Annotated in this window: 22 protein-coding genes, 2 tRNA genes and 1 pseudogene; 10 read left to right on the forward strand and 15 right to left on the reverse strand. The window is 39.8% G+C overall.

Annotated features, from left to right (window positions below; translation table 11 throughout):
• Positions 1–5 precede the first annotated feature (5 nt).
• The 5 genes from Q1W14_RS16000 to Q1W14_RS16020 all read right to left on the reverse strand — a co-directional run bounded on the left by Q1W14_RS16000 (position 6) and on the right by Q1W14_RS16020 (position 3,797).
• The gene (locus tag Q1W14_RS16000; protein WP_300703180.1) at positions 6–932 is read right to left on the reverse strand and encodes a fimbrillin family protein; all 927 of its coding nucleotides are present in this window, start codon (positions 930–932) and stop codon (positions 6–8) included.
• Between the two features lie 205 nt (positions 933–1,137).
• A tRNA-Arg gene (locus tag Q1W14_RS16005) sits at positions 1,138–1,211 on the reverse strand.
• Positions 1,212–1,330: 119 nt separating this feature from the next.
• Positions 1,331–1,406, reverse strand: a tRNA-Lys gene (locus tag Q1W14_RS16010).
• Between the two features lie 90 nt (positions 1,407–1,496).
• Positions 1,497–2,300, reverse strand: a complete 804-nt coding sequence (locus Q1W14_RS16015; RefSeq protein WP_300703182.1) for an MBL fold metallo-hydrolase — start codon at positions 2,298–2,300, stop codon at positions 1,497–1,499.
• A 114-nt stretch (positions 2,301–2,414) separates the two neighbouring features.
• On the reverse strand, positions 2,415–3,797 hold the full coding sequence (locus Q1W14_RS16020) for a peptide MFS transporter (protein ID WP_300703184.1): 1,383 nt from the start codon (positions 3,795–3,797) through the stop codon (positions 2,415–2,417).
• A gap of 407 nt (positions 3,798–4,204) precedes the next feature.
• On the opposite strand from Q1W14_RS16020, the pseudogene Q1W14_RS16025 reads away from it, so the two are divergent.
• Positions 4,205–4,333: pseudogene (locus tag Q1W14_RS16025) on the forward strand (DUF4846 domain-containing protein); the annotation flags it as partial.
• Positions 4,334–4,347: 14 nt separating this feature from the next.
• Here the strand turns inward: Q1W14_RS16025 and Q1W14_RS16030 are convergent.
• Positions 4,348–4,911 (reverse strand): Crp/Fnr family transcriptional regulator, encoded by a 564-nt coding sequence (locus Q1W14_RS16030; protein WP_300703186.1) that lies wholly within the window; start codon positions 4,909–4,911, stop codon positions 4,348–4,350.
• A 93-nt stretch (positions 4,912–5,004) separates the two neighbouring features.
• Between Q1W14_RS16030 and Q1W14_RS16035 the strand changes: the two genes are divergently transcribed.
• A complete protein-coding gene (locus tag Q1W14_RS16035; protein ID WP_300703187.1) occupies positions 5,005–5,694 on the forward strand; it encodes an HAD family hydrolase in 690 nt (229 codons plus the stop codon).
• Positions 5,695–5,809: 115 nt separating this feature from the next.
• Here the strand turns inward: Q1W14_RS16035 and uxaC are convergent, their stop codons facing one another.
• Positions 5,810–7,216 (reverse strand): glucuronate isomerase, encoded by a 1,407-nt coding sequence (uxaC, locus tag Q1W14_RS16040; RefSeq protein ID WP_300703189.1) that lies wholly within the window; start codon positions 7,214–7,216, stop codon positions 5,810–5,812.
• Between the two features lie 221 nt (positions 7,217–7,437).
• Here uxaC and Q1W14_RS16045 point away from each other — a divergent pair, with 221 nt between their 5' ends.
• Both Q1W14_RS16045 and Q1W14_RS16050 read left to right on the forward strand, forming a co-directional pair.
• Positions 7,438–8,499 (forward strand): substrate-binding domain-containing protein, encoded by a 1,062-nt coding sequence (locus Q1W14_RS16045; protein WP_300703191.1) that lies wholly within the window; start codon positions 7,438–7,440, stop codon positions 8,497–8,499.
• Positions 8,500–8,534: 35 nt separating this feature from the next.
• Positions 8,535–9,983, forward strand: coding sequence for a tagaturonate reductase (locus tag Q1W14_RS16050; protein ID WP_300703193.1), 1,449 nt, complete (start codon positions 8,535–8,537; stop codon positions 9,981–9,983).
• A gap of 439 nt (positions 9,984–10,422) precedes the next feature.
• Here the strand turns inward: Q1W14_RS16050 and Q1W14_RS16055 are convergent, their stop codons facing one another.
• The 3 genes from Q1W14_RS16055 to Q1W14_RS16065 all read right to left on the reverse strand — a co-directional run bounded on the left by Q1W14_RS16055 (position 10,423) and on the right by Q1W14_RS16065 (position 13,145).
• A complete protein-coding gene (locus Q1W14_RS16055) occupies positions 10,423–10,944 on the reverse strand; it encodes an FHA domain-containing protein (protein ID WP_300703196.1) in 522 nt (173 codons plus the stop codon).
• A 21-nt stretch (positions 10,945–10,965) separates the two neighbouring features.
• Positions 10,966–12,078 carry an SPOR domain-containing protein gene (locus Q1W14_RS16060; RefSeq protein ID WP_300703198.1) on the reverse strand — a complete coding sequence of 371 codons (1,113 nt, stop codon included), beginning with the start codon at positions 12,076–12,078 and terminating at the stop codon, positions 10,966–10,968.
• An 83-nt stretch (positions 12,079–12,161) separates the two neighbouring features.
• Positions 12,162–13,145 (reverse strand): Gfo/Idh/MocA family oxidoreductase, encoded by a 984-nt coding sequence (locus Q1W14_RS16065; protein WP_300703200.1) that lies wholly within the window; start codon positions 13,143–13,145, stop codon positions 12,162–12,164.
• A 151-nt stretch (positions 13,146–13,296) separates the two neighbouring features.
• On the opposite strand from Q1W14_RS16065, the gene rfbC reads away from it, so the two are divergent.
• From rfbC to Q1W14_RS16080, 3 genes are read left to right on the forward strand one after another with little or no spacing between them, the layout of a single operon-like run.
• A complete protein-coding gene (rfbC, locus tag Q1W14_RS16070) occupies positions 13,297–13,845 on the forward strand; it encodes a dTDP-4-dehydrorhamnose 3,5-epimerase (RefSeq protein WP_300703201.1) in 549 nt (182 codons plus the stop codon).
• A 3-nt stretch (positions 13,846–13,848) separates the two neighbouring features.
• Positions 13,849–15,162, forward strand: coding sequence for a UDP-glucose/GDP-mannose dehydrogenase family protein (locus tag Q1W14_RS16075; protein ID WP_300703204.1), 1,314 nt, complete (start codon positions 13,849–13,851; stop codon positions 15,160–15,162).
• Positions 15,163–15,179: 17 nt separating this feature from the next.
• The gene (locus Q1W14_RS16080) at positions 15,180–15,968 is read left to right on the forward strand and encodes a DUF4738 domain-containing protein (protein WP_300703207.1); all 789 of its coding nucleotides are present in this window, start codon (positions 15,180–15,182) and stop codon (positions 15,966–15,968) included.
• 10 nt (positions 15,969–15,978) lie between these two features.
• Here Q1W14_RS16080 and Q1W14_RS16085 read toward each other — a convergent pair whose 3' ends face one another.
• Both Q1W14_RS16085 and serB read right to left on the reverse strand, forming a co-directional pair.
• Positions 15,979–17,256 carry a DEAD/DEAH box helicase gene (locus Q1W14_RS16085; RefSeq protein ID WP_300703209.1) on the reverse strand — a complete coding sequence of 426 codons (1,278 nt, stop codon included), beginning with the start codon at positions 17,254–17,256 and terminating at the stop codon, positions 15,979–15,981.
• Positions 17,257–17,317: 61 nt separating this feature from the next.
• A complete protein-coding gene (gene serB, locus Q1W14_RS16090) occupies positions 17,318–18,547 on the reverse strand; it encodes a phosphoserine phosphatase SerB (protein ID WP_300703211.1) in 1,230 nt (409 codons plus the stop codon).
• 265 nt (positions 18,548–18,812) lie between these two features.
• Here serB and Q1W14_RS16095 point away from each other — a divergent pair, with 265 nt between their 5' ends.
• Positions 18,813–19,313: a TlpA family protein disulfide reductase gene (locus Q1W14_RS16095; RefSeq protein ID WP_300703213.1), complete on the forward strand. Its 501-nt coding sequence runs from the start codon at positions 18,813–18,815 to the stop codon at positions 19,311–19,313.
• Between the two features lie 113 nt (positions 19,314–19,426).
• Here Q1W14_RS16095 and Q1W14_RS16100 read toward each other — a convergent pair whose 3' ends face one another.
• From Q1W14_RS16100 to lon, 3 genes are read right to left on the reverse strand one after another with little or no spacing between them, the layout of a single operon-like run.
• Complete coding sequence (locus Q1W14_RS16100; RefSeq protein ID WP_300703215.1) at positions 19,427–20,563, reverse strand: LptF/LptG family permease; 1,137 nt, start codon at positions 20,561–20,563, stop codon at positions 19,427–19,429.
• Entirely contained in the window at positions 20,560–21,690 is a 1,131-nt protein-coding gene (gene tgt, locus Q1W14_RS16105; protein WP_300703217.1) for a tRNA guanosine(34) transglycosylase Tgt, read from the reverse strand. Before tgt ends, Q1W14_RS16100 begins: the two co-directional genes overlap by 4 nt.
• Complete coding sequence (gene lon, locus Q1W14_RS16110; protein ID WP_300703220.1) at positions 21,687–24,167, reverse strand: endopeptidase La; 2,481 nt, start codon at positions 24,165–24,167, stop codon at positions 21,687–21,689. Before lon ends, tgt begins: the two co-directional genes overlap by 4 nt.
• A gap of 171 nt (positions 24,168–24,338) precedes the next feature.
• Here lon and Q1W14_RS16115 point away from each other — a divergent pair, with 171 nt between their 5' ends.
• Together Q1W14_RS16115 and Q1W14_RS16120 are read left to right on the forward strand one after the other, a co-directional pair.
• On the forward strand, positions 24,339–25,046 hold the full coding sequence (locus tag Q1W14_RS16115; protein WP_300703222.1) for a methyltransferase: 708 nt from the start codon (positions 24,339–24,341) through the stop codon (positions 25,044–25,046).
• A 154-nt stretch (positions 25,047–25,200) separates the two neighbouring features.
• Positions 25,201–25,914: a tetratricopeptide repeat protein gene (locus Q1W14_RS16120; protein WP_300703224.1), complete on the forward strand. Its 714-nt coding sequence runs from the start codon at positions 25,201–25,203 to the stop codon at positions 25,912–25,914.
• The last annotated feature ends 29 nt before the right edge of the window (positions 25,915–25,943 follow it).

The following is a 25,943-nucleotide window of genomic DNA, read 5'->3' on the forward strand; positions in this document are numbered from 1 at the left end:
GACTATTACTGGTTTGGATATATCGGATTTCCAGTTTCATCTACATCTATCCAGTCTTTAATGCTGGCATCTGAAAATGATATTGTATTTCCATCAATAACAGCACTGAAAACGTATGAGAAACCTCCGGCTAGTTTGCCGTGTATCGGAATGTTTGCAGTATAAGTTCTGGGTACAGTTTCTCCATTTGCCAGAATTTTCAAAGTCAATGGCATTGGATCATCGCTTGTAATCGGTAATATGATAGCTTGAGCCAGGAATTTATTAATTCCCATACTAAAAGGCGTTTTATCGTAGGTACGAGCGGGATCAATAATACCTATTTGTAAATGAAGGCTGGCACCTGGAGTCGGTGGCAGAATGGTAGCTGAAATCAAACTATCCAGTTTCAAATTATCTCCGGCAGATACTTCAATAACGACTTGAGTGGATACATGTTGAAAGACAATAGGAATATGTACTTGCGAAGTAATAACATCTTGATCAAGGTTTTCCCACCATAGATAATCTATACCATTCTTTAATGGTTCTGTCTCTCCATTATTAATTTCAGGAGGGGCGACCAGTGAATTGCTTGAAAGTGCATACATATCATAAATACCATTGTTTAAATACATTTTGTAGCCTTTTACTCCGGTAAGCATTCCTACTGAAGATGTTATATAATAACCATCGGCAAAAGGATCATTAAGCCTGGTATCCGTAGCCTTGAAAGAATAGACCTGGCTTATTACTCCTTTGGGCATAGGAGACATAGCACGTGTCATATGACGGCTTTCCAGTGATGCTGAAAAAGAAATAAGTACATTCTCTTCTTCAGGATTATCCTTGCCCGGATCATTATCTGGTGACCAACCATAGATATAAGTCTCATTCTTTGCACATCCTGCTAATAGTAGTAAAACACAAATAAAAATAGAAAATCTCTTCATTGCTAATTCTGAATTAGGTTATAAATCCTAATAACAGTCAAAAAGTAAGTTGGTTTAAAATAACCAATTGATTTTGCAGGAAGAGCTAATTCTTATCATGCTTATTTGTGTTGCCTGAATTCTTTTTGGATACTACATCATCTCTGATACTTATATAAGAAAACCGCAAAAAGCTTTATTGTTAGCTATTTGCGGTTTCTTTATGTGATTCCGTTGCGATTCGAACGCAAGACCCACGCCTTAGAAGGGCGTTGCTCTATCCAGCTGAGCTACGGAACCATCCTTAATTGCGGTGCAAAGGTACGCTTTTTTGTGAAAACTGCAAATATTTGTATCTAAAATATTTATTGTAATGCAGTTCTGTAATCAAAAAAGAGCGACCTGTATCACTCTTCCTTTGGTACACCCTCAGGGACTCGAACCCTGGACCCATTGATTAAGAGTCAATTGCTCTACCAGCTGAGCTAAGAGTGCATACTGTTTCTTGTTTGCGGGTGCAAAAGTAGTCCTTTTTATTTATCCAGCCAAACAAAAGACTGTATTTTTTCGATGAAATCGGCTTTTTTATTCAAATTCATATAAATCAGAAGGAGTGGTACGCTTTAATGCGCATAACTGTAGATCTTTACCTACAATGATACCTTTCTCCCTCAATTTCCATTCAACAGTTTTATATGCCAGTTCAGGATGGTTATTGTCTTTGCTTAAATGACAAAGCCAAATATATTGCAGATGCTCCGTAACGTTATCAGCTAAAAACTCCGCAGTAGCAATATTACTCATATGTCCGGTGCGGCTGATGATACGTTCTTTTAGATATTGAGGATAAGTGCCCATACGTAACATTTCCTCATCATAATTTGCTTCGAGAATCAAATAGTTTGCTTTGCAAATATATTCGGCAGCGGTTGGAGTGATTTCACCAAGGTCGGTGAGGAAAGAAAATACCTTTCCATCTATTTCGATACAATATCCTACGTTATCGGTACCGTCATGAGGTACCTCAAAAGATTCGATACGAAAGTCTTCCAACTGCATTGCTTGCTGCTTTTCCAGGTAACGAACAGAAGTGTATAACTTTTCTGTCATACAATAGCTTTTATTGATTCCTTCGTGGATTCGGGCAGTGGTATAGATAGGTATATTTAGCTTCTCGCCCAATCCACCTACAGCCTTTATATGGTCTGCATGGTCGTGGGTAACAAACACGGCACGTATCATTTCTATATTGACGCCAACATCTTTCAGTCCTTTCTTAATAGTGCGCACTGCAATACCGGCATCAATGAGTATTCCGTATTTTTCCGTTCCTATATAATAGCAGTTGCCACTACTTCCGCTTGCAAGGCTTATAAATTTTACTTTCATCTTGATTTCCTTAATTACACAAAGCCGCCACTTTTAAACAAAGTGACGGCAAAGATAGTGCAACCTATCTTCGCATTGGGTCGCAAATATACATAAAATATGCAATATACGGTCTTATGCTTTCTTCTTTTTGTCGATGAATTCGGTTGTTTTAGCAAAAATCAATAAAGCAATAGCTGCAATTAGCCCGATACCAGCGAAGTAATACCAGATGTAATGTGCATTAACACTGGCTGCTTCCCATGCTTCACGTGTGTCGAACAAGGCTGGATCCGGGCAATATTTAGTAAGCAATACACCAGCTATACCGAACCCGAAAATGGAGGACAAAAAGGAGTGGAGATGGCTGAAACCAAGATACATGCCTTCTTCTCCTTTGGGAGCTTGGAAAGAGAAATATTCCAGATAACGGGGAGAAATGAAGCATTCGGCCAGTGCTTGCACTACAATGCCCAGCACCATCATTAATGTAATGTTACTCATGCCGGTTATCAGATCATTACCCAGCAGATTCCCGCATGCCATCAGCAAGGCCGAAATCGGAATCAGGAACATTCCAATATTCATGGAAGTAATGGCCGTGCGTTTAGCCATCCATTTAGTGATAAGGCTTACCAAGCAGACAACAACGAACGGATTAACGTTGGCTATCCAGCCCGGCTTTGCAGTTTCACCTGCCATACGTATAACATATTTGGGCATAGTGGCGTACAATTGTTGCTGCACCATCCAAAAGCCTGTTACAATCAGAATTAGAATCAACAAACGCCAATTTGTAATGATACGGAGAAAGCCTTGCCCGATTTCGCGCATACTTTTTCCTTCGCCTGCTGTATGGGTCGATTTATACAAAAAGATAACAGCAAGCAAGGCTAAAATCGTCATTGTTCCTGAGAAGAAATTGATGTAAATATAAGCTTGGTCACCAATGGCATTACGCAAAGGGTCAATGATGGTTTTTCCGGTGAAAGCACCTACATTCACCATCATATAGAAGATGGAATACCCACGTGCACGGGTAGCTTCCGTAGTTTCTTTAGCAACTGATGCGGAAATAATAGATTTTATAAACGAACCGCCCACCATGAGAACAAATAGAACAGGTACAATCATCCAGCGGTCATTGCTGCTGGGCAGTCCGGTGAAACGGGTTGTTTCTCCATATTGTACCAATCCTGCAGCTTCCAGCAGAGTGGGGAGTAGTCCTAATCCCAGGTATCCGACGGAAAGCAAAGAGAAGGCAATCATCATTGATTTGCGGAAGCCTATTTTATCGGCATACGCTCCGGTAAAGATGGGCAACAAATAGAGTCCTCCCGAGAATAAACCGGATATCATACTCGCTTCAAAATCGTTGAAACCTAAAATACTGGAAAGATAAATGGTGAGGACAATAAATACGGCATAATATGCCATGCGTTCAAACAGTTCTACTGTGTTACTTACCCAAAAGGCTTTACTAAAACCTCTGGAGGTAGTTTGGGGTGATTGAGTCATCCTTTACTAAATTAATTATTATGTGTTAAATGATAAATGATTGCAAAAATACGGTTTTAGAGCATAAGATGCAAATAGCCTATATATTTCATCTCTACAATATTGATATTTCTACAAAAAAAATCAGGGCAATCGCACTAAAGTTAATTCATATCGACACGGAGAATACCTGCACCTTACCTTCTCCGCTACAACTCTGCTATTTCTCCGCTTGCGGGTATTCATAAGCGGAGAAATAGCGGAGGAATAGCGAAGCGGATATATTTCATTCATAGTACCTTTTCGGACATAAGTAGCTTGTAAGATACAAGATCTTCGCTACCGAGGAACAAAGCGTTTGCCGCCGAGGAGCGATCTTTCCTCTGGTGCCGGACAATTGGTTCTTTTCTGAACGGGGGTGAGGCTTTATTCATATTCTTGTAAATCCTTTGAACAGTAAACTTTCTCCTTGGTATGAACAGGCTGAAACAGATAGTGGTAAACTATATACACCTGAATGGACATTTGAAAAAAGAGATTTGAAACGTTTCAAATGAAATGATGAAAACAATCAATGATCCAGTTCTTTTAAAAATCTGTTCAAACTCCTGATTTCTATTCCTAAATAGGAAGCCATATCGGTTTTGGATAATTTAATACCTTGTTTATCTTGTAGGTCAAGCAATTTAGAGAGACCGTATTTTATTGTGTATAGCTGCTGATGAGCCGCTCTGCAACTGGTATTAATAATACGTTCTGCCAATTCTTCAAGTAATATTCGACTGAATTGGTGGTTATTATCCAATAATGATTTGAAGTAGGAGGTGGAGAATACATACACTTGTACATCGGTAACCGCTTCTACATTGCATAAACATTTTATATTGCGTAGTGCTTCTATTTCGCCTATAATTTCTCCTTTACCTAGAAATTCTAATATAAAATCTTTGCCATTATCTTCACTGTAAAAGCATTTGGCAAATCCATTTCTGACGATCGCTATTTTGTATGGTTGCTCATCTTGCTTACACAATAAAGTCCCTTTAGAATAGTCCTTCAGAGTAACTCCTTTTTTAGGATCTTCATTGTATGCCTTTTCAATGAATGATAAAAGTAGAAGATTTGTTCGTGACATTTTGCTATTTTGGGACATTTGTCCTTTTAAGTAATTAAATACTGACGTAACTTTGCACCAAAGATATGAAATAACAGTAAAAAAGAGCAATGTATGAAAGATAAAATAGAATTTGTAGCTTTTGATGCAGACGATACACTTTGGGAGAATGAACTTTATTTCCAGGAGTTTGAACAAGAGTTTTGTAAGCTTCTGAGTAAGTACTTGCCTGCTGCCTCAATAACGGAAGAGTTATTCAATACAGAAATGAAAAACCTGTATATGTATGGTTACGGGCTGAAAAGTATGATGCTCAGTATGATTGAGACTGCCTGTCGGGTTTCAGCTCATAATGTGGAAATACATTGTATTGAGGAGATTATAAGATATGGGCAGGAGCTTCTGCAAAGGCCCATTACACTATTAGACGGCGTAAAAGAGGTGCTTTTGCAACTTCAAGGAAAGTATAAACTGGTATTGGCAACCAAAGGTGATCTGTTTGATCAGAAGAGAAAAGTTGTCAGTTCAGGGTTGCAGGACTATTTTTGCCATATAGAGATAATGTCTGATAAGAAATGTGCTGATTATCAGAAACTACTAGCCCATTTAGATTGTAAGTCAGAAAACTTCCTGATGGTAGGTAACTCTGCTAAATCGGATATTCTTCCTGTATTGGAACTTGGTGGATGTGCTGCCCATGTCCCACATCATATAACATGGGCGCATGAGCAGTTTGAAGGAAAAATAAATCATCCGAATTGTATTATGTTGGATAATATCAGTGAGATTCTGACTATACTTTAATCATTAAGAATGTACAGGTATATACCCATTTTATACCAGTCATTAAAAGCGAGGGGCGCAGCAAAGTTATATTGCTGCACCCCTCGCTTTTTAGTAAAATCTTGTTCTATCTTTTTTAGAATTGGAAGAAGTTCTTAGCATTATTATAGCTGATATCTTCAATCATCTGATTTACACGTTCCATTTCGCTATACGGGATCTCACCGTTTTCTACATCACGACCTACGAGGTTACACAAGTTACGGCGGAAGTATTCATGACGCGGATAGGAGAGGAAAGAACGAGAATCGGTCAGCATACCCACAAAACGGCTCAGCAGACCAAGTACAGAGAGTGCATTCATCTGCTTTTCCATACCGTCTTTCTGATCGAGGAACCACCAACCTGAACCGAACTGTATTTTTCCGGCAACCGTGCCATCCTGGAAGTTACCCAGCATCGTAGCAATGACTTCATTGGCACACGGGTTCAAATTGTAAAGAATAGTTTTTGTCAGTTTACCTTCGGAATTCAGATGATCGAGGAACTTGGACAAAGCTTTGGCAGTAGAAAACTCACCGATAGAATCAAAACCGGTATCAGCACCAATCAATTTGAACATCTTACTGTTATTGTTGCGGATTGCACCGTAGTGGAATTGCTGCGTCCAACCCTTTTCCCAATCCATTTCACCAAATACCACCAACATGGCAGACTTGAATTTCAGAATTTCTTCTTTACTAAGTGCAGTACCACCATATACCTTATTAAAAATAGCTTTGATTTCAGCATCCGTATAATCTTCGGCATAGAACTCTTCAATACCGTGGTCGGACAATTTACAACCTTGAGCAGCAAAGAAGTCGTGACGCTTACGCAAGGCAGCAATCATATCATCGAAATTAGAGATAGTAACGCCACTCACTTCTGCTAATTTTTCAATGTATGCACGGAAATCCGCAGGAACTTCTACAGCCATAGCTTTATCTGGACGCCAGGTTGGAAGCATTTTCACTTCAAAACCGCTTTCACGAGTTTTGATGTGATATTCCAGGGAATCTATCGGATCATCTGTAGTACAAACAGCTTCCACATGGTAACGGCGCATCATGCCACGAGCAGAATATTCGGGCTGTTTCAATTTCTCGTTACATTCATCAAATATCTCACGAGCAGTTTTCGGGTTCAATATTTTATCGATACCAAAGGCGGTCTTCAACTCCAGATGAGTCCAGTGATACAGAGGGTTACGGAATGTATAAGGTACGGTTTCAGCCCACTTCTCAAACTTTTCCCAGTCTGTAGTATCTTTGCCGGTGCAGAAACGTTCGTCCACGCCATTGGTACGCATGGCACGCCATTTATAATGGTCACCACCCAGCCAAATTTCCGTTAAAGATTTGAACTGATAATCATCCGCTACCATTTGAGGATTCAAGTGACAGTGATAGTCGATAATCGGCATTTTGGCCGCATGTTCGTGGTACAACTTCTGTGCAGTTTCTGTTTGCAACAGAAAGTTATCGTCCATAAAGTTTTTCATCTTCTTGTGTTTTAAGTATCTATAAATATTACTATTCTTTTAATGCATCTATATAGTGCTGATTTTAAATGCAATAGGATTGATAATTCTTTTTTCTTTTATTAACCGTTATCGAACACAAAAGTAGATATTTTACTTGGAGAAACAAAAGAATTCGTATCTTTGCCGCAAATATTTATAATATTTAAGCATTAAAACACAGGACCTTTATCACAAAAAAGATGGAAAGCAATAACTATACTATTAAAGATATAGCACGCATGGCTGGTGTTTCTGCCGGAACTGTAGACCGCGTATTGCACAATCGCGGAGATGTTTCTACTGCCAGCATGGAGAAAGTAAAGAAAGTCCTCGATGAAATAGATTATCAACCTAATATGTTTGCCATAGGCTTGGCGGCTAAAAAGCGTTACCACATAGTTTGTATTATTCCTTATTATGTTGAGCACGACTATTGGCATTCAGTGGTACAAGGCATTGAACGTGCAGCTCAGGAATTACGCCCGTTCAATGTGGGCATAGATTATTTGTACTATCATCATGCCGATAAATCTTCATACGAAGCGGCCTGTGCTACTGTGCAAAAGGAGATGGTAGATGCTGTACTAATAGCCCCCAACTTTCGCGATGAAACCATGCAACTAACTGTTTCTCTGGAAGAAAAACATATTCCTTATGTATTTATTGATTTCAACATAGAGCAAACACATCCGTTGTGCTATATCGGTCAGGATTCAATGATTAGCGGTTATATGGCTGCAAAGATTTTGATGCAATACTATAAAAAAGGGCAGGAGGTTATTCTATTTCTGAATAATCAAAAGAACAGTCCGGCTGAAATCCAGATGCAACGTCGCATGGAAGGCTTCATGCAATACTTATCCGACGAACATGACGACTTGGTAATTCATGATATTGTCCTCCAAAAGGAAGATGCTGAAGGTAATAAATTATTGTTAGACCGTTTTTTTGCTGACCATCCGCAAGCTCTGCTAGGTGCTGTTTTCAATTCACGCGTGTATGAAGTGGCAAACTATTTGAATGAAAAAGGCAAACGGATGGAAGGTTTAGTGGGGTATGACCTTTTGCAGAAGAATGTGGATTATTTGCAAAAGGACGTAGTAAATTACCTTATCGGACAGCGACCGGGACTGCAAGGATATTGTGGTGTAAAAGCTTTATGCAATCACACAGTATTCAAAAAAGCAGTAACCCCTGTAAAGTTCATGCCTATTGACATTCTAATGAAAGAGAATATCGACTTCTATTTTGAATTTGAATAAACCAGAATCATATCAATCATTTAACTCATTTTGAAATGAAAGCATTAAACAAAGAAACGGCTCCTAAAGCACAACGTCCGGAGCGAATTATCCAGTTCGGTGAAGGGAATTTCCTGCGCGCATTTGTTGACTGGATTATCTACAACATGAACCAAAAAACTGACTTCAATAGCAGTGTTGTCGTCGTACAGCCCATTGATAAAGGTATGGTAGACATGCTGAATGCCCAAGACAATCTCTATCACGTAAATCTGCAAGGCTTGGATAAGGGTGAAACGACAAACAGCTTGACAATGATTGATGTTATCAGCCGTTCGCTGAATCCTTATTCCCAGAACTCAGAATTCATGAAACTTGCCGAACAACCTGAGATGCGTTTTGTGATTTCTAATACAACAGAAGCCGGAATTGCATTCGATCCTTCATGCAAACTGACAGATGCTCCCGCTTCCTCATATCCCGGAAAACTCACCCAGCTACTTTATCACCGTTTCAAAACCTTTCATGGCGACAAAACCAAAGGTTTGATTATTTTCCCTTGTGAACTTATCTTCTTGAATGGACATAAACTGAAAGAAACCATCTACCAATATATCGAATTATGGCAATTGGGTAATGAATTCAAAACATGGTTTGAAGAAGCCTGTGGCGTTTACGCCACTTTGGTTGATCGTATTGTACCGGGATTTCCACGAAAAGACATCGCTGCCATTAAAGAAAAACTACAATATGATGATAACTTGGTTGTACAAGCAGAGATATTCCACTTGTGGGTTATTGAAGCTCCGCAGGAAGTTGCTAAAGAATTCCCCGCTGATAAAGCCGGTCTGAACGTATTGTTTGTACCTTCCGAAGCCCCGTATCACGAAAGAAAAGTAACACTCCTGAACGGTCCGCATACCGTATTGTCTCCCGTAGCCTATCTATCAGGTGTGAATATCGTTCGTGATGCTTGCCAACATCCCGTAATTGGCAAATATATCCACAAAGTGATGTTCGAAGAGCTGATGGAAACACTAAACTTGCCGAAGGATGAACTGAAGAAGTTTGCAGAAGATGTATTGGAACGTTTCAATAATCCATTTGTTGACCATGCTGTGACTAGTATCATGCTGAATTCTTTCCCAAAATACCAAACTCGCGATTTGCCCGGTCTGAAGACTTATTTGCAACGTAAGGGTGAACTGCCTAAAGGATTAGTTCTTGGATTGGCAGCTATCATCACGTACTACAAGGGTGGTGTTCGTGAAGATGGTACGGAAATCACACCAAACGATGCTCCGGAAATCATGCAATTACTGAAAGATCTATGGGCAACGGGTGATACTCAGAAGATCACAGAAGGTGTTCTTGGCACGACCACTATTTGGGGCGAAGACTTGAATACTGTTCCGGGGCTTACAGCTGCCGTAAAAGCCGATTTAGATTCCATCCAATCTCAAGGCATGTTAGCAACTGTGAAATATTTGATGGAATTCAATTGAAATAATTGCCGAAACACTTGACATCGCTTTTGTGATGTTGTATATTTGTAAAGTGAATTTATAGATACTTCAATTTTAAATTAGGATAGACGGAGGGGCATTGCTTCTCCGTTTCTTTTTTCTCCTCACGGCTTCTCATTTTAAATGCCGCATGTTTGCTCCCCCAATGCCACACTTTAACTCCCGAAATGCCACACCTTAGCAGGTGAAATGGCTGGCATTTGCTCTGAAAACCTCTGTGATTTTGGCGAAAAGCCCCGGTATTCCAGATGTTGAGGTGTGGCAAAACAGATGATGCGTTCAGGGCAAACGGATGATGTGTTTAAGGTAAACAGATGGTCTGTTCAGGTGAAACACATCATACGTTCTGATAACAAAAACGGGAGGCTTTAACCTCCCGTCCGTTAATCTTTCGTAAATCTACTCTTGACAAATCGATTCATTCAGCACCACGCAGAATAAAAGTAGTTGCTCCAATGGTAACAATAGCACCATCTTCAATGCGTATACGGTCTTTATCTCCTAAAATTTCATTATTCAAGAAGGTACCCGTCAAACTGGGAGCATCGCGGAGAGTGTATACTAAACTGCCTTGCTTATTACGCTTTACGTTGATTATGCAATGGCGGCGATCCATACTCATGTCAGAGCTTTCAATCGGAGCATTAATAACTGTTCCTACACAACGACGTCCAATGACATTATCACCTTCTTCCAACGGCAATACTTGTTTGAAGCCAAATACATTCTCTATCACCGTAATGCTACCAAAAGCTTCTTTGAATTCCGTCTCGTCCAGTTGTTCTTCTTTCTGAGGAACTTTCATTTTTGTCTTGCCCAAACGTATGCTGAACTGTTTCTTACACTGTTCGCATACAAAAACCAAAGACTGTCCTTCGGTGTATTTGGTTTCATCGAACGTTAAGTAATTCTCACATTTGGGACAACGGATTCTTTTCATCAGGATTAAGAAGATTAATAATTAATTTTTCAGCACCCATGCATTCTCATATGTTCCGTTTTGGCGGATCTTATTCAAAGCCTGATATGCTTCTACCTCTGTACCGCAAGATTCAATGCTGACGCGCATCTTACCATTACCTACAATAGCTTTTGCACCGAAAAAACCTTTTTCAATCAATTGTTTAGCCATAGTTTCAGCATCTTTTTCGGTACCGACACTGGCAATAATGATATGATATTGTTTAGAAGAAACTGTTTTAGTTTCTACTTTCGGAGTAGTTGCAGGCTGTGAAGTCTCTTCTGTATTCTTGGGTTGAGCCGCAGGAGTAGAGGTCGTAGCATTAGTTTGTCTCACTTTTACTTCTCTTACGGCAACAGGAGTTATTGTTTTCTTTTTAGATTGCGCAGGCTTGGATTGAGCCGAACCTTTGGGAGTCTCGTCTGCTTGACGAACAATAATTGGTGTAATAGCGAGCGATTTGCTTTCAATTATCTCGAAAAGTTCGCCGGGTAGCAACTGTGCATAATTACCTTCAACCACTTCCGTATTTTCTATCGGAGCAGATAGGAAGAAAAAGAGAGCGATTACCGCTATCATAGCTGCTGCATTAGACAGATAAGAGTAATTGATCTTTATTTCGAACTTCCGTTTTTCCTCTTTAATAGCAGGCAAGGAGGCAGCAACCTTTTCGGGAGTAGTTTTCCCTAAAGCTGTTAATTCTTGCATTTCAAAGCTATCCAAGCCATATAAATAAGGAGTCGTGATCTTATTATCATAAGGTACGAAGTCGTAGGTACCATGAACGGAATATCGCAATTCGCCAACATTGACCAAATCGACTTTGCCTTCTTCGTGAAGCGTAACAAATAGTTCGCTAACTTCCTTATCAATGATTTTCGTTGCATCCGAAAAATTGGTGCCATATACCGCCATGTAAGACTGTACCAGCAAACCATCATTCATCTTTAGCTGAGAATTAAAACCTATTATCCGGGTGGGAGGCAAGAATATGTTTTCTTTCGCCACTCTCATTGCCGGGGTGTAATGGGCAACAAATCCACCCAAACCCGGAACAATGACACAATCATTCTCCAGTAATAAGACTTCAATATGTTTTGCTAATTCAATCATGCTGCAAAAGTAGCTGAAATATCGGATATACGCCAGTTTCAGGGCTTTTTTCTTATTAACAAATTATCAACAACCATTACGTCCTATTCGAAATCCATAGGATATTGTACCCCCCACTCACTGCGTAACTCATCTAGTATCTGCATGATACGCAACGTTTCTTCATGGGGCATATCTTTAGTTTCGAGTACACCTTCCTGTAAAGCTCTGATGGAGGCTTCCACTTCGTATTCGTAACCGGTAATCTGAGCAGGGCAGTGAAGTTGCTTTATAATCTCATGTCCTTTTGAATAAACGGTAGCTTGCTGCGGATTGTTTATGTTATCTACAATAATATATCCTTCATCTCCTGATATGACACCATGTCTGTCTCCGGCACAAAGCATGCTACTTTGCATGACCGCCATTTTTCCATCTTTAAAGCGGAAGGTAATACTGTTTTGTGCATCAACGCCATATTCATTTTTCACGCAAGCAGATGTTATATTTTCTATATCATTGCCGAATGCCATCAGAGCGAAGTTAATAGGATAAACCCCTAAATCGAGCAATGCACCTCCTGCTAATTCCGGTTTGAATAAACGTTCTTTATGTGCAACGGCATAGCTTAATCCGGCCGTGAGCATCGACGGGGTTCCTATTATTCCATCGTCCAGTAATTGCCGGATCGTTTTGGAAAAAGGCATAAAGCGAGTCCAAATGGCTTCGGTGATAAATACTTTTTTCTCTTTTGCCAGTTTCAACAGGGCTTTTGCCTGGCGGACGTTAGCTGTGAATGCCTTCTCGCACAAGACGGGTTTGCCATGTTCTATGCAAAGCCGGGCATGTTCATAATGCAGGGAGTGTGGAGTGGCAATGTAAACTAAATCGATTTCTTTGTCGGCAACCAACTCTTCGTATGATCCGTATGCATGCGGGATGTTGAATTTGTCGGCAAACGAACAGGCTTTTTCCAATTGACGCGATGCGATGCCGTACGCTATGGCATTCTCCATTCTATTTAATGTATCAGCCATTTTCTGTGCAATGCTTCCTGCACCAATGATTCCTACTTTACATATATTCATACTATACGATTTATTGAGATGGGTAACTTTTGCAAAGATAATAAACTCCTCAGCATACTATGCCCAATATATTAGAATTTTTTCCTACTTTTGCATAGTTTTACCGGCCTCCTGATAATTGATGGGAAGCGATTTATAAAACATTTTGAAAATGAACTATATACAAACAGAAATTGACGGCGTTTGGTTGATTGAACCCAAAGTTTTTAATGATGCGCGTGGCTACTTTATGGAAGCATTTAAAGAAGACGAATTCCGTGCACATATCGGAGACGTACATTTTATTCAAGACAATGAATCGAAATCTTCTTTCGGAGTACTTCGTGGATTGCATTATCAGAAAGGTGATTGCAGTCAGGCCAAACTGGTGCGTGTCCTTAAAGGTAAGGTATTGGATGTTGCCGTTGATTTGCGTCAGTCTTCTCCCACATTCGGTAAATATGTCAGTGTGGAACTGAGCGAAGAAAACAAACGCCAATTCTTTATCCCGCGTGGATTTGCCCATGGCTTTTTGGTATTGAGTGATGAAGCGGTCTTTACTTATAAGGTGGATAATGTATACGCTCCTCAAGCCGAAGCTTCTATTCGGTTTAACGACGAAACGATAGGTATTGAATGGCCTATTGTAGAAGAACAACTTTTATTATCAGGAAAAGATGGAGATGCCGTATCCTTCAAAGATGCGGAATATTATAAATAAACTATGAAAATAGCCATCGTCGGTACAGGATACGTCGGTTTGGTAACCGGCACCTGTTTTGCAGAAATTGGTGTCAACGTTACCTGCATAGACACGAACAGTGAGAAAATTGAATCTCTGAAGAAAGGTATTATTCCCATCTATGAAACCGGATTGGAAGAAATGGTCAACCGCAATGCGAAAGCCGGACGATTGAAATTTACTACTTCTTTAGAAGGTTGTCTCAATGAGGTGGATGTTATATTTAGTGCCGTAGGTACACCGCCTGATGAAGATGGGAGCGCTGATCTCAGCTATGTGCTGGAAGTTGCCCGTACTATTGGGCGTAATATGCAGAAATATGTATTGGTAGTTACTAAGAGTACAGTGCCCGTAGGTACTGCTAAGAAAGTACGTGCTACCATTCAGGAAGAATTAGATAAAAGAGGTGTCAATATCGTTTTCGATGTAGCTTCCAATCCGGAATTCTTGAAAGAAGGTAATGCTGTTAGCGACTTTATGAGTCCCGACCGTGTTGTGGTAGGAGTGGAATCAGAACGTGCACAAAAGATAATGAGCAAGCTTTACAAACCATTTTTGCTGAATAACTTCCGGGTTATCTTTATGGATATTCCTTCAGCAGAAATGACTAAATATGCTGCTAATTCAATGCTTGCCACCCGTATCAGCTTTATGAACGACATTGCCAATCTGTGTGAAATAGTTGGTGCAGATGTAAATATGGTACGTAGTGGAATCGGTTCTGATACCCGCATCGGACGCAAGTTTTTATATCCCGGCATAGGTTATGGTGGTTCTTGTTTCCCCAAAGATGTGAAGGCTTTAATTAAGACTGCCGAACAGAATGGTTATCAGATGCGTGTGCTGCAAGCAGTGGAGGAAGTGAACGAAATTCAAAAAAGTATATTGTTCGAGAAATTATTAAAACTTTTCGACAACAACTTGCAGGGTAAAACTGTTGCTTTGTGGGGATTAGCTTTCAAACCTGAAACCGACGATATGCGCGAAGCTCCGGCTTTGGTGCTCATCGGCAAATTATTGAAGGCCGGATGTAAAATACGTGCATACGACCCTGCTGCTATGACTGAATGTCGCCGCAGAATAGGGGAGAGCATTTATTATGCCGGCGATATGTATGATGCCGCATTGGATGCAGACGTATTAATGTTGGTAACAGAATGGAAAGAATTCCGTCTTCCTTCGTGGGCTGTTATCAAGAAAACAATGAATCAGCCTATCGTTTTGGATGGTCGTAATATCTACGACAAAAAAGAAATGGAAGAACAAGGGTTTGTTTATCGTTGTATTGGTAAATAAGAGAGGAGAAATTGTGCATGAGAGGGTTTGTCATTGGAGTATGTTCTATTGTTCTGTTCGCTGCATGTGGTGGTAAGCAGGATGCAAAGTCGACAGAGAATCTTACTGCCAAGGAATTATTGCAGGGTATCTGGGTGGATGATGATACGGAAATGCCCTTAATGCGTATTATGGGAGATACTATCTATTATGCTGATCCGCTAAGTGTACCCGTTACTTTTAAAGTAATAGATGACTCACTGTATGTTTATGGCAACGAAACAGTTGCCTATAAAATAGACAAACAGGCTGACTATAGTTTTTGGTTTCATTCCTTGGCAGATGAAATTGTAAAACTGCATAAATCGGAAAATGCTGAAGACTCTTTAGCGTTTGCCAATCGTGAAGTAGAAATAATTCCTACAACTCCTGAGATTCTCAAAAAGGATAGTGTAGTGATGTACAAGGGTACTCGATACAGGGGATATGTGTATATCAACCCGTCTAAAATGAAAGTATTCAAAACATCTTATTCGGAAAATGGATATAGTGTAGACAATGTATACTATGATAATATAATACATATCTGCGTCTATGAAGGTAAAAAAATGCTGTATGGGCAAGATATTACCAAGCAGATGTTCAAGGATGTATTCTCCGAAGATTTTTTAAATCAAACGATTCTTGCCGATATGAATTTTGTAGGTGTAGATAGTAAGGGGTATCATTATCAAGCTACGCTCGGTATTCCCGAAAGTTCGGTATACAACCTGATAAATATAACGATTGACTTTAACAATAATGTAAGCATAAAAAAAGCGGAGTAAATCCGCTTTTTTATTTTGTTTCCCTTTTCTGTGAATATTGCTGTGGCTTAGTTTTATTATTATTGTTCCGGTTATTCCTATTAACTTTCTTGCGTCCGTTATTGTAGTTATTCCGCCTCTGGCCATTAAAAGAACGAGGGGCGTATTCGGGTGCTTCACCTAATTCTTCAGGAACAGGGATTTTGTATATCTCCTTTTCTAAAAAGTTTTCAATGTTTTTGAAGTTGGTCTGTTCTTTCTCGCTAACAAAGGTTAGAGCAACTCCGTCGTTATTGGCACGGGCTGTACGTCCGATGCGGTGCACGTAGTCTTCGCTATCATGAGGCACATCATAGTTTATCACCAACCGAATGTCATCAATGTCAATACCTCTTGCTACAATATCTGTAGCCACCAAGATATTAATTCGTCCAGCCTTAAACTCATACATAACCGCTTCGCGCTGTGCTTGCTCCAAATCAGAATGCATTTCACCTACATTCAACTTCATTTGTTTCAAGGCCTTTGCTACTTCTTTCACTTTTATTTTAGAAGAGGCGAATACGATAACACGTTCGGGTTGTTGTTCGGTAAAGAGATTACGGATGATACCTAACTTTTGATTCTCATAGCAGACGTATGCAGCTTGGATAATCTTCTCTGCGGGTTTGGATACTGCCAGTTTGACTTCAGCCGGGTTGTTGAGGATATTCTTGGCTAATTGCTGTATCTTGGCGGGCATAGTAGCCGAGAACATAATTGTTTGCCGTTCTTTGGGCAGGAATTTGACTATTTGCATAATATCGTCATAAAATCCCATATCCAGCATTCGGTCTGCTTCATCCAAAATAAAATAAGAAACACGAGACAAGTCTACGTAACCAAGACTGAGGTGGGCAATCAAACGTCCCGGAGTAGCAATTACAACATCGGCTCCCAAAGCCAATCCTTTCTTCTGTTGCTCAAATAGTATTCCGTCGTTTCCACCGTACACGGCAACACTGCTGACAGGCATAAAGTAGGAGAAGCCTTCCATTTGCTGGTCAATCTGTTGAGCTAGTTCCCGGGTGGGCGCCATTATGATACAATTAATGGCATCTTCAGGATGTCTGCCTTCCGAAAGTTCGTTAAGGACAGGCAATAAATAGGCGGCAGTTTTTCCCGTTCCGGTCTGTGCCACGGCTATCAAATCTCGACCTTCGAGAATAACGGGAATAGACTCTCCTTGAATGGGGGTGCACTCATCAAAGCGCATGGCGTCGAGCGCATCCAGCACTTGACTGTTTAATTCTAATTCGGAAAACTTCATGTTTCTTTTTATTTGTCGACAAAGATAATGCAAATTGGGTGTAATACAACAATAAAGAATCTTATTTCGGTATATCGATGTATGAGTCTTTGAACCCTAAGAAATATAGTACTCCATCCAATCCAATTGTATTAATAGATTGCTTGGCGTTAGCTACTACTTTAGGCTTAGCATGGAAAGCAATTCCCAATCCGGCAATACCGAGCATAGGCAAATCATTAGCGCCGTCACCGACGGCAATAGTTTGGGCAATGTCTACTTTCTCTACTTGGGCAATCAATCTCAGGAGTTCGGCTTTGCGTTTACCATCTACCACATCACCTAGGTAGCGACCGGTTAATTTACCGTTTTCAATTTCAAGCTCGTTGGCATATACATAGTCGATGCCGTATTTCTTCTGTAAATATTCTCCAAAATAGGTGAAACCTCCCGAGAGGATCGCTATTTTGTAACCGTACTTTTTCAAGACATACATTAATCGGTCTACACCTTCTGTAATAGGTAACTTCTCTGCTATTTCCTGCATGACCGATTCATCCAGACCTTTCAGTAAAGCCACTCTCTCGCGGAAGCTTTCTATAAAATCAATTTCACCACGCATAGCACGTTCAGTAATGGCTTTTACCTGGTCACCTACGCCTGCACGGATGGCAAGTTCATCAATAACTTCAGTCTCAATCAGAGTGGAATCCATATCGAAGCAAATCAAACGTCGCATCCGTCGGTACATATTATCTAATTGGAAAGAGAAATCCATTTCCAAATCAGTAGCCAGCTTCATCAGTTGTTCCTGCATGCCAATACGATCTTTGGGAGTTCCACGAACAGAAAACTCGATGCAAGCTCGTGTACGCGCTTCACACTCATTTAAAGGGATACGACCTGTCAAACGTTTAATAGCATCAATATTCATGCCTTGTTCTGAAAGAATACGGGTTACAGCAGCAATCTGACGGGCAGATAACTGACGTCCCAATAAAGTAAGAATATAGCGGTTCTTGCCCTGCATACCTACCCAGTCTTCATACTCCTTGGTAGTAATAGGATAAAAACGAACCGTAACACCCAAAGAAGATGCTTTGAACAACAATTCCTTCATAATGAAACCCGAATGCTGCTCCTCCGTCATACATAAAATACCCAATGAGAGCGTATTATGAATATCAGCCTGACCAATATCAAGTATGGTGGCATCATATTTAGCCAGTATTTCAGTAACAGAAGCTGTCAGTCCCGGACGGTCTTCACCCGTAATACGGATAAGAATGAGTTCAGTGTTTAATGGTTGCATAATCTATCGTTATTATTGCTACAAAAGTAGGGAAAAACTTTCGATTTATGCTAAATAACATAAAAAACTACACTACAAAAGTGAGAATTTTACTTGTTTATTTGGAAGTTAAATTAAGAATTACTTACCTTTGCACTCGGTTTCAGAATTAAAGGCTTTGAATATCAACGGATTCCCCGCTTTTTTCAAACCTGATAAGAAATATTCCGGGAAGAAACCACTGTTGAAGGACAGTCCCGGATAGTACTAACCAAAATCATATTGCATGAAATATGTAAAATGGATTTTTGTTGTATTACTCATAAGTTCCTTGACTTCTTTTGTAGAAAAAGACAAACCCACCGGTGGTTTGAGCGTGGGCGACATAGCCCCGGATTTTTTAATCGAATCTATGTCAGCCGAGCAACCGGCAACTGATCTTTCTAAATTGAAAGGAAAATATGTGTTGCTTAGCTTTTGGGCAAGTTATGATGCGCAATCCCGGATGCAAAACGCAAGTTTGAACAATGCGCTTCAATCTACTTCCCGCAACAATGTAGAAATGGTTTCCATCTCATTTGACGAATACAAGTCTATTTTTGATGAAACCGTTCGTAAGGACCAAATAGTTACGCCCACTTGTTTCGTGGAAACTAAAGGCGAATCTTCAGGCTTATTTAAAAAGTATCGTTTAGGCCGTGGATTTACTAACTATTTACTGGATGATAATGGTGTTATTATTGCCAAAAACATCTCTGCTTCAGAACTTTCAGCTTATTTAAATTAAACTGAGAAAGGACAGAACAAAAGAGGAAAATGAATACAACAAAAAGCCCCTCCAGCACTTGTGGTAACACGAGAGCAGGAGGGGCTTCTTATTTTATACTATTTCTTCGTCTTTTACTTAGGCGCTTTCCTGTACAGATAGAATGCGATAAATGCGTAAAGTACATTAGGAATCCACATAGCTATCATAGGAGGCATATTGCCGGTAACAGCAAAAGTAGATGCAATCGTTTGGAAAAGAATATACGAGAAACTAAGTGCCAAGCCGATGCCAAGATGAAGTCCCATTCCTCCTTTGGTTTTCTTGGATGATAAAGAAACGCCAATTATCGTCAAGATAAAGGAGGCAAACGACATAGCTATACGTTTATGATACTCAATTTCAAACTCCTTGATATTGGCAAATCCTCGTTGCCTTTGCCGGTCGATATATTCACTCAATTGAGGACTGGTCAACATTTCTTGCTGGTTTTTCATTATTAGAAAATCCGCTGGCTCCATAAAGAGTGTCGTATCAATCCGATCACCTTTCGTAATGCTTTCTTTCATTCCATCCATCTCACGTATCATATAATCTTTGATGGTCCACTTATGAACTGCTGTAGTATCGTATGTAATGGAACGTGCTGTAAGATGGGAAATTAATTGCTTGTCCTTGAACTTATCCAAAGAAAAACGATATCCGGTTTTGCTGTAGTCTTCAAAACGCTCAATATAGGCAATTACACCCGAGTCTACTTCTAACTGAATATTACGTGCTGTATTTTGCTTACGCTGCTTGTAATATTTATCTTCGAAATTAATACGTGTTACACTGCCTTTTGGTATGATATAAGAGCCCAAACAGAAGGTGACAATGGCAATTACTGCTGCTGATACCATATATGGACGTAGCATTCGCTTGAAGCTCATACCCGTGGAGAACATGGCTATGATTTCCGAATTCTCCGCTAGTTTGGAAGTAAAGAAAATAACCGCAATAAATACGAATAGTGGGCTGAACAAATTGGCGAAATAGGGAATGAAGTTCAGGTAATAATCAAAAACAATGGCTTTCCATGGCGCATCGTGCGACATAAAACGGTCCATCTTTTCATTAAAGTCGAATACAACCGCAATAGAAATAATCAAAGCGATTGCAAAAACATACGTTCCCAGGAACTTTTTAATGATGTACCAGTCCAGCAGCTTCAGGAATTTACCTCCCGGTAGCTTCATGTTTTTCAGTATCTTCCAGTTAATTTTTCTCATAATCTTGTGGATACACGTTTCACCATCATCGGTTTCCATATCGCGAAGTCTCCCGCAATGATATGTTTGCGGGCTTCGCCCACTAACCATAAATAGAATGCCAAATTATGAATGGATGCGATTTGCATGGCAAGCAATTCCTGGGCATGAAATAGATGACGCAAATAAGCTTTGCTATACATTACATCTACGTATGATGCTCCGTCTGACTCAATTGGAGAGAAATCCATTTCCCACTTCTTGTTGCGCATGTTGATTATACCGTCTTTAGTAAACAGCATCCCATTGCGTCCATTACGGGTAGGCATTACGCAGTCGAACATATCCACACCACGTTCAATGCCCTCCAGAATATTTACAGGTGTACCAACGCCCATCAGATAACGTGGCTTATCTTTGGGAAGTATTTCATTGACCAACTCAATCATTTCGTACATTTTCTCTGCCGGTTCACCAACCGCTAATCCACCAATTGCATTTCCATCTGCTCCCTTAGAAGCGATAAACTCAGCAGATTGTGTACGAAGATCTCTGTAAACACAGCCTTGTACAATAGGAAATAATGATTGCTGGTAACCATATTTAGGTTCTGTTTCATTGAAGCGTTTTATACAACGATCTAACCAGCGATGTGTCAATCCCATAGACTTCTTGGCATATTCATAATCCGAATCTCCCGGGGGGCACTCATCGAAAGCCATCATAATATCCGCACCAATCGTTCGCTCAATATCCATCACCTTTTCAGGAGTGAAGATATGTTTGCTGCCATCAATGTGCGAGCGGAATTCAGCACCTTCTTCCCGCAATTTGCGGATGCCGGACAAAGAAAATACCTGGAAACCACCACTATCTGTCAGCATAGGACGGTCAAAGCCGTTGAACTTGTGCAGTCCACCAGCTTTTTCTATTACATCCAGTCCCGGACGCAAATAAAGATGATAGGTATTACCTAATATAATCTGTGCTTTAATATCTTCTTTCAACTCAGGCAAATGTACACCTTTCACTGTTCCCAGTGTACCAACCGGCATGAAGATAGGTGTTTCAATCTGTCCGTGGTCGGTAGTTATCAGTCCGGCACGTGCATTAGTCTTGCTGTCTGTATATTGTAACTCAAATGTCATTCTTCTTTCTTTTCGGTCTTTTCTTTTTTAACAGTCAAATCAATGGCATCAGTCACCTTCTCGTTAGTCAGGGCTATGGCAAAAACTTCTCTTACATCTTTCACATAATGGAAGGTGAGTCCTTGCAGATAGATTTCCTGAATCTCATCTATATTCTTGCGATTTTCGTCGCTTAAGATAATTTCTTTGATACCTGCACGTTTGGCTGCTAATATTTTCTCCTTGATTCCACCTACAGGAAGTACTTTGCCACGAAGCGTAATTTCACCTGTCATGGCAAGGTTTGCTTTTACCTTCCGTTGGGTAAGGGCAGAAGCGAGAGAAGTAGCCATTGTGATACCAGCGGACGGACCGTCCTTCGGTATAGCACCTTCCGGCACATGTACATGGATATTCCAGTTTTCAAAGATATCTTCATCAAGATTCAGTAAAGAAGCATGTGCTTTAATGTATTCCAGTGCCAACATTGCTGACTCCTTCATTACATCTCCCAAGTTTCCGGTCAACGTTAAACGTCCGCCTTTTCCCCGGCTCAGACTGGTTTCTACAAATAATATCTCACCACCTACAGCAGTCCATGCCAAGCCTGTTACTACACCGGCATAGTCATTACCTTGATACTTATCGCGAGTATATTCCGGAGCACCTAGAAAATCATATAAGTCCGTCGGTTTGATTTCGGATTTTGCAAAATAGCCATCAGTGGCATATTGACGTGCTGACTTACGAAGAATCTTTCCGATTTTCTTTTCTAGTTCACGCACACCACTTTCACGGGTGTAGTTTTCGATAATAGCTTCCAGCGTATTCTTAGGAATCTTAATATCATTTTTCTTCATACCGTTGGCTTCCAATTCTTTCGGAAGCAAATGCCGGCGAGCTATTTCTATTTTCTCTTCTGTTATATATCCGCTTACTTCGATTAACTCCATACGGTCCAACAATGGACCCGGAATAGTATTCAGATTGTTAGCAGTAGCTATGAACATAACCTTGGATAAATCGAAATCCACATCAAGGAAGTTGTCATGGAAGGTTGTGTTTTGCTCCGGATCGAGTACTTCGAGAAGGGCAGAAGAGGGGTCTCCCTGACGGTCGGCACTTACTTTATCAATTTCATCCAATATAAAGACAGGGTTCGAAGAGCCTCCTTTTATCAAACTTTTGATAATACGTCCCGGCATTGCACCAATATATGTTTTACGATGTCCACGAATTTCTGCTTCATCATGAACACCACCCAAAGACATACGAATGTATTTCCGCTTTAATGCAGCGGCAATGGAACGTCCCAAAGATGTTTTACCAACTCCCGGAGGGCCGTAAAGACAAATAATAGGCGACTTCATATCCCCCTTGAGTTTTAATACGGCAAGGTGTTCTAATATTCTCTCTTTTACCTTTTCCAGACCATAGTGGTCTTTATTCAAAGTCTTTTCCGCATTTACCAGATTCAGGTTATCTGAAGTATAAATCCCCCAAGGTAAACTAAGCATTGTCTGCAAATAGTTCAACTGGATACTATAATCAGGAGACTGGGGATGAGTACGTTCCAACTTATCAAGTTCTTTCATGAACGTGTCTCTAATTTCAGCACTCCATTTTAAAGAATTAGCCTTTTTCCGCATCTCTTCTATTTCTTGCTCTTGGCCACCGCCACCTAATTCATCCTGAATGGTCTTGATTTGTTGTTGCAAGAAATATTCACGTTGCTGTTGGTCTATATCTTCCCGTGCACGCATTTGAATAGACTCCTTGATTTCGGCAAGTTGTACTTCACGGTTTAGCATTTCTAATAAACGGTAAGTACGTGCTCTCAAGGAATCAATACGCAGTAATTCTATTTTTTCATCTTTCTTCAAGGGGAGATTCGTGCAGATAAAGTCTACCAAAAACATCGGGTTAGTAATGTTCTTGATGGCAAATGCAGAATCTTGCGGAAACATATCCGAGGATTTCACATATCTTATAGTTAAATCCTTACATGCTTCCACTAATGCTTGAAACTCCTTATCTTTTTTATCAGGGATCTCTTCATTCAAAGTAACCACACGTCCTTTTAGATAAGGGGTAGTATTCACAATTTCACTAAGTTCCATACGTTTGGAACCTTGTAAAATAACAGTTGTAGTCTGATCGGGCATTTCTAATACACGAACTATTTTCGCAACTGTTCCAATCGTATGCAAATCTTCAAATTGGGGATCTTCTGTTTCCGCAACTTTCTGGCATACTACGGCTATATATGTATTTTTCTTTTCTGCTTCACGCACCAGTTTCAGGGAAGATTTTCTTCCTACAGATACAGGCATAAACACACCCGGAAATAATACCATATTTCGAAGAGGGAGTATGGGAAGGATTTCAGCTACTTCAATATCCATTAATTGTTCTTCATTTCCCTCAAAATCAGCAATTACAGAGAAAGCGTTTCCATTTCTATCTTCGATATCACTCAGGTAATCTCTTTTCTTCATTTCATTCTTTTTAGTTTATGTCATAATGACAGGCCGATAAAGCGCCTGCAAAGTTAAGCTATTTCTTCTTAATTAGAAGTTCTTCTCCCTTTAAAAAGACAAAAACAGTGCCAAATTTGCACTAGTTCTATCATCTTTGACTATTTTTGAGGCTTAATTAGAAATATATCTATGTCAAATACCTCTTTTACATTTAAACAATTTACAGTAAATCACGACAAGTGCGCTATGAAAGTAGGTACGGATGGTGTATTATTAGGAGCGTGGGCATCGGTAGCTAATGCCAAACATATACTCGATGTCGGTACCGGCACCGGATTGATAGCCTTACAGATAGCTCAACGTAATCAAAAAGCAGCGATAACCGCTATTGAAATAGATCCTTCGGCTGCCGCACAAGCCAAAGAGAATGTACAATGCTCTCCATGGGCAGATAGAATAGATGTTATCTGTAGTGATTTTCGAAGTTTTCAGTCAAAAATTAAATTTGATCTGATTGTTTCCAATCCTCCATATTTTATAGATGCTTTAAATTGTCCGAACGAACAGCGTAACATAGCACGACATACAGGAGGATTAAATTATGATTTGTTATTCCATCATGCAGCGCATTTACTAGAAGAGGAGGGGGGCGTGAGTGTTATTATTCCGGTCGAAGCCGAAAGAGCAGTCATAGACGCAGCTTGGGATAATAAACTTTTTCCTTCAAACTGTATGCGAATTTTCACTAAACCCGGCAAACCATGTCGGCGAGTGTTGTTTACGTTTAGATTTCAATATAAAGAATACATCGAAGAAAGCCTTTGTATTGAAGTAGAACGTAACAATTATACCCCTGAATATATTGCTCTGACCAAAGATTTTTACTTGAAAATGTAAGAATCACATGAAGTGTAAATAATAATATCAATGCGTGTTTACGTAAAATAACACATGTTACAGCTCTCGTAAAATCCTCAAAAAATGTAAAAAGGTTTTGTTCCTTAGGTTTAGGCTTGTAATTTTGGGATATCAACTAAAATTATAAAGCAATATGAAAAAATTAATCTTATCTCTCGCACTTTGTTGTGCAGCTACTAATTTCTTTGCGCAGAATGCTGATCCTGCACAGTTAGTGAACGATGGAAAAGCTGCACTTGAAGCTAAAAATTACCAGGAAGCATTTACTAAATTCAGTACTTATTTGACACAAACCAACAATCAGGATTCTGTTATAGCATTCAATTGTGGTGTTTGTGCCGATAAGATTAAAAAACCGGCAGAAGCATTGAAGTATTTTGATATTGCCGTTCAAAAGAAATACAATTTAGCTAACGCTTATATCGGCAAGGCTGGTGCATTGAAAGATCTAAAGAAAAATGATGAATATGTAGCTACTTTGAAAGAAGGGTTGGAAGCTAACCCCGACAATAAAACATTGACTAAACTGTATGCTACTTATTATGTAAATGAAGGAATCATGGCACAAAAAGCCAAAAAGATTGAGGCTGCAGAAGATGCTTACAAACAAGCAATAGCCATTCAGCCTGATAATCTCAATGCACTCAATAGTCTAGGTTCATTGTACTACAGTCAAGGTGCTACTACATTAAAGACCGATGCGGAAAAAGCTAAAGTTGAATTTAAAGAAGCTAAAGGGTATTTAGAAAAACTGATCCCATTACTTTCGGCAGATAAACCGGCACAAAAGAAAATGATGGATAATGCAAAGACAATGCTCAACTTTATAGATTCTCAGTTGCAATAAGAAAATTTTAAGTTATAATAAAAAAAGAG

Origin of the sequence: Bacteroides sp., from assembly GCF_030151085.1 — a bacterium.
Classification (GTDB): domain Bacteria; phylum Bacteroidota; class Bacteroidia; order Bacteroidales; family Bacteroidaceae; genus Bacteroides.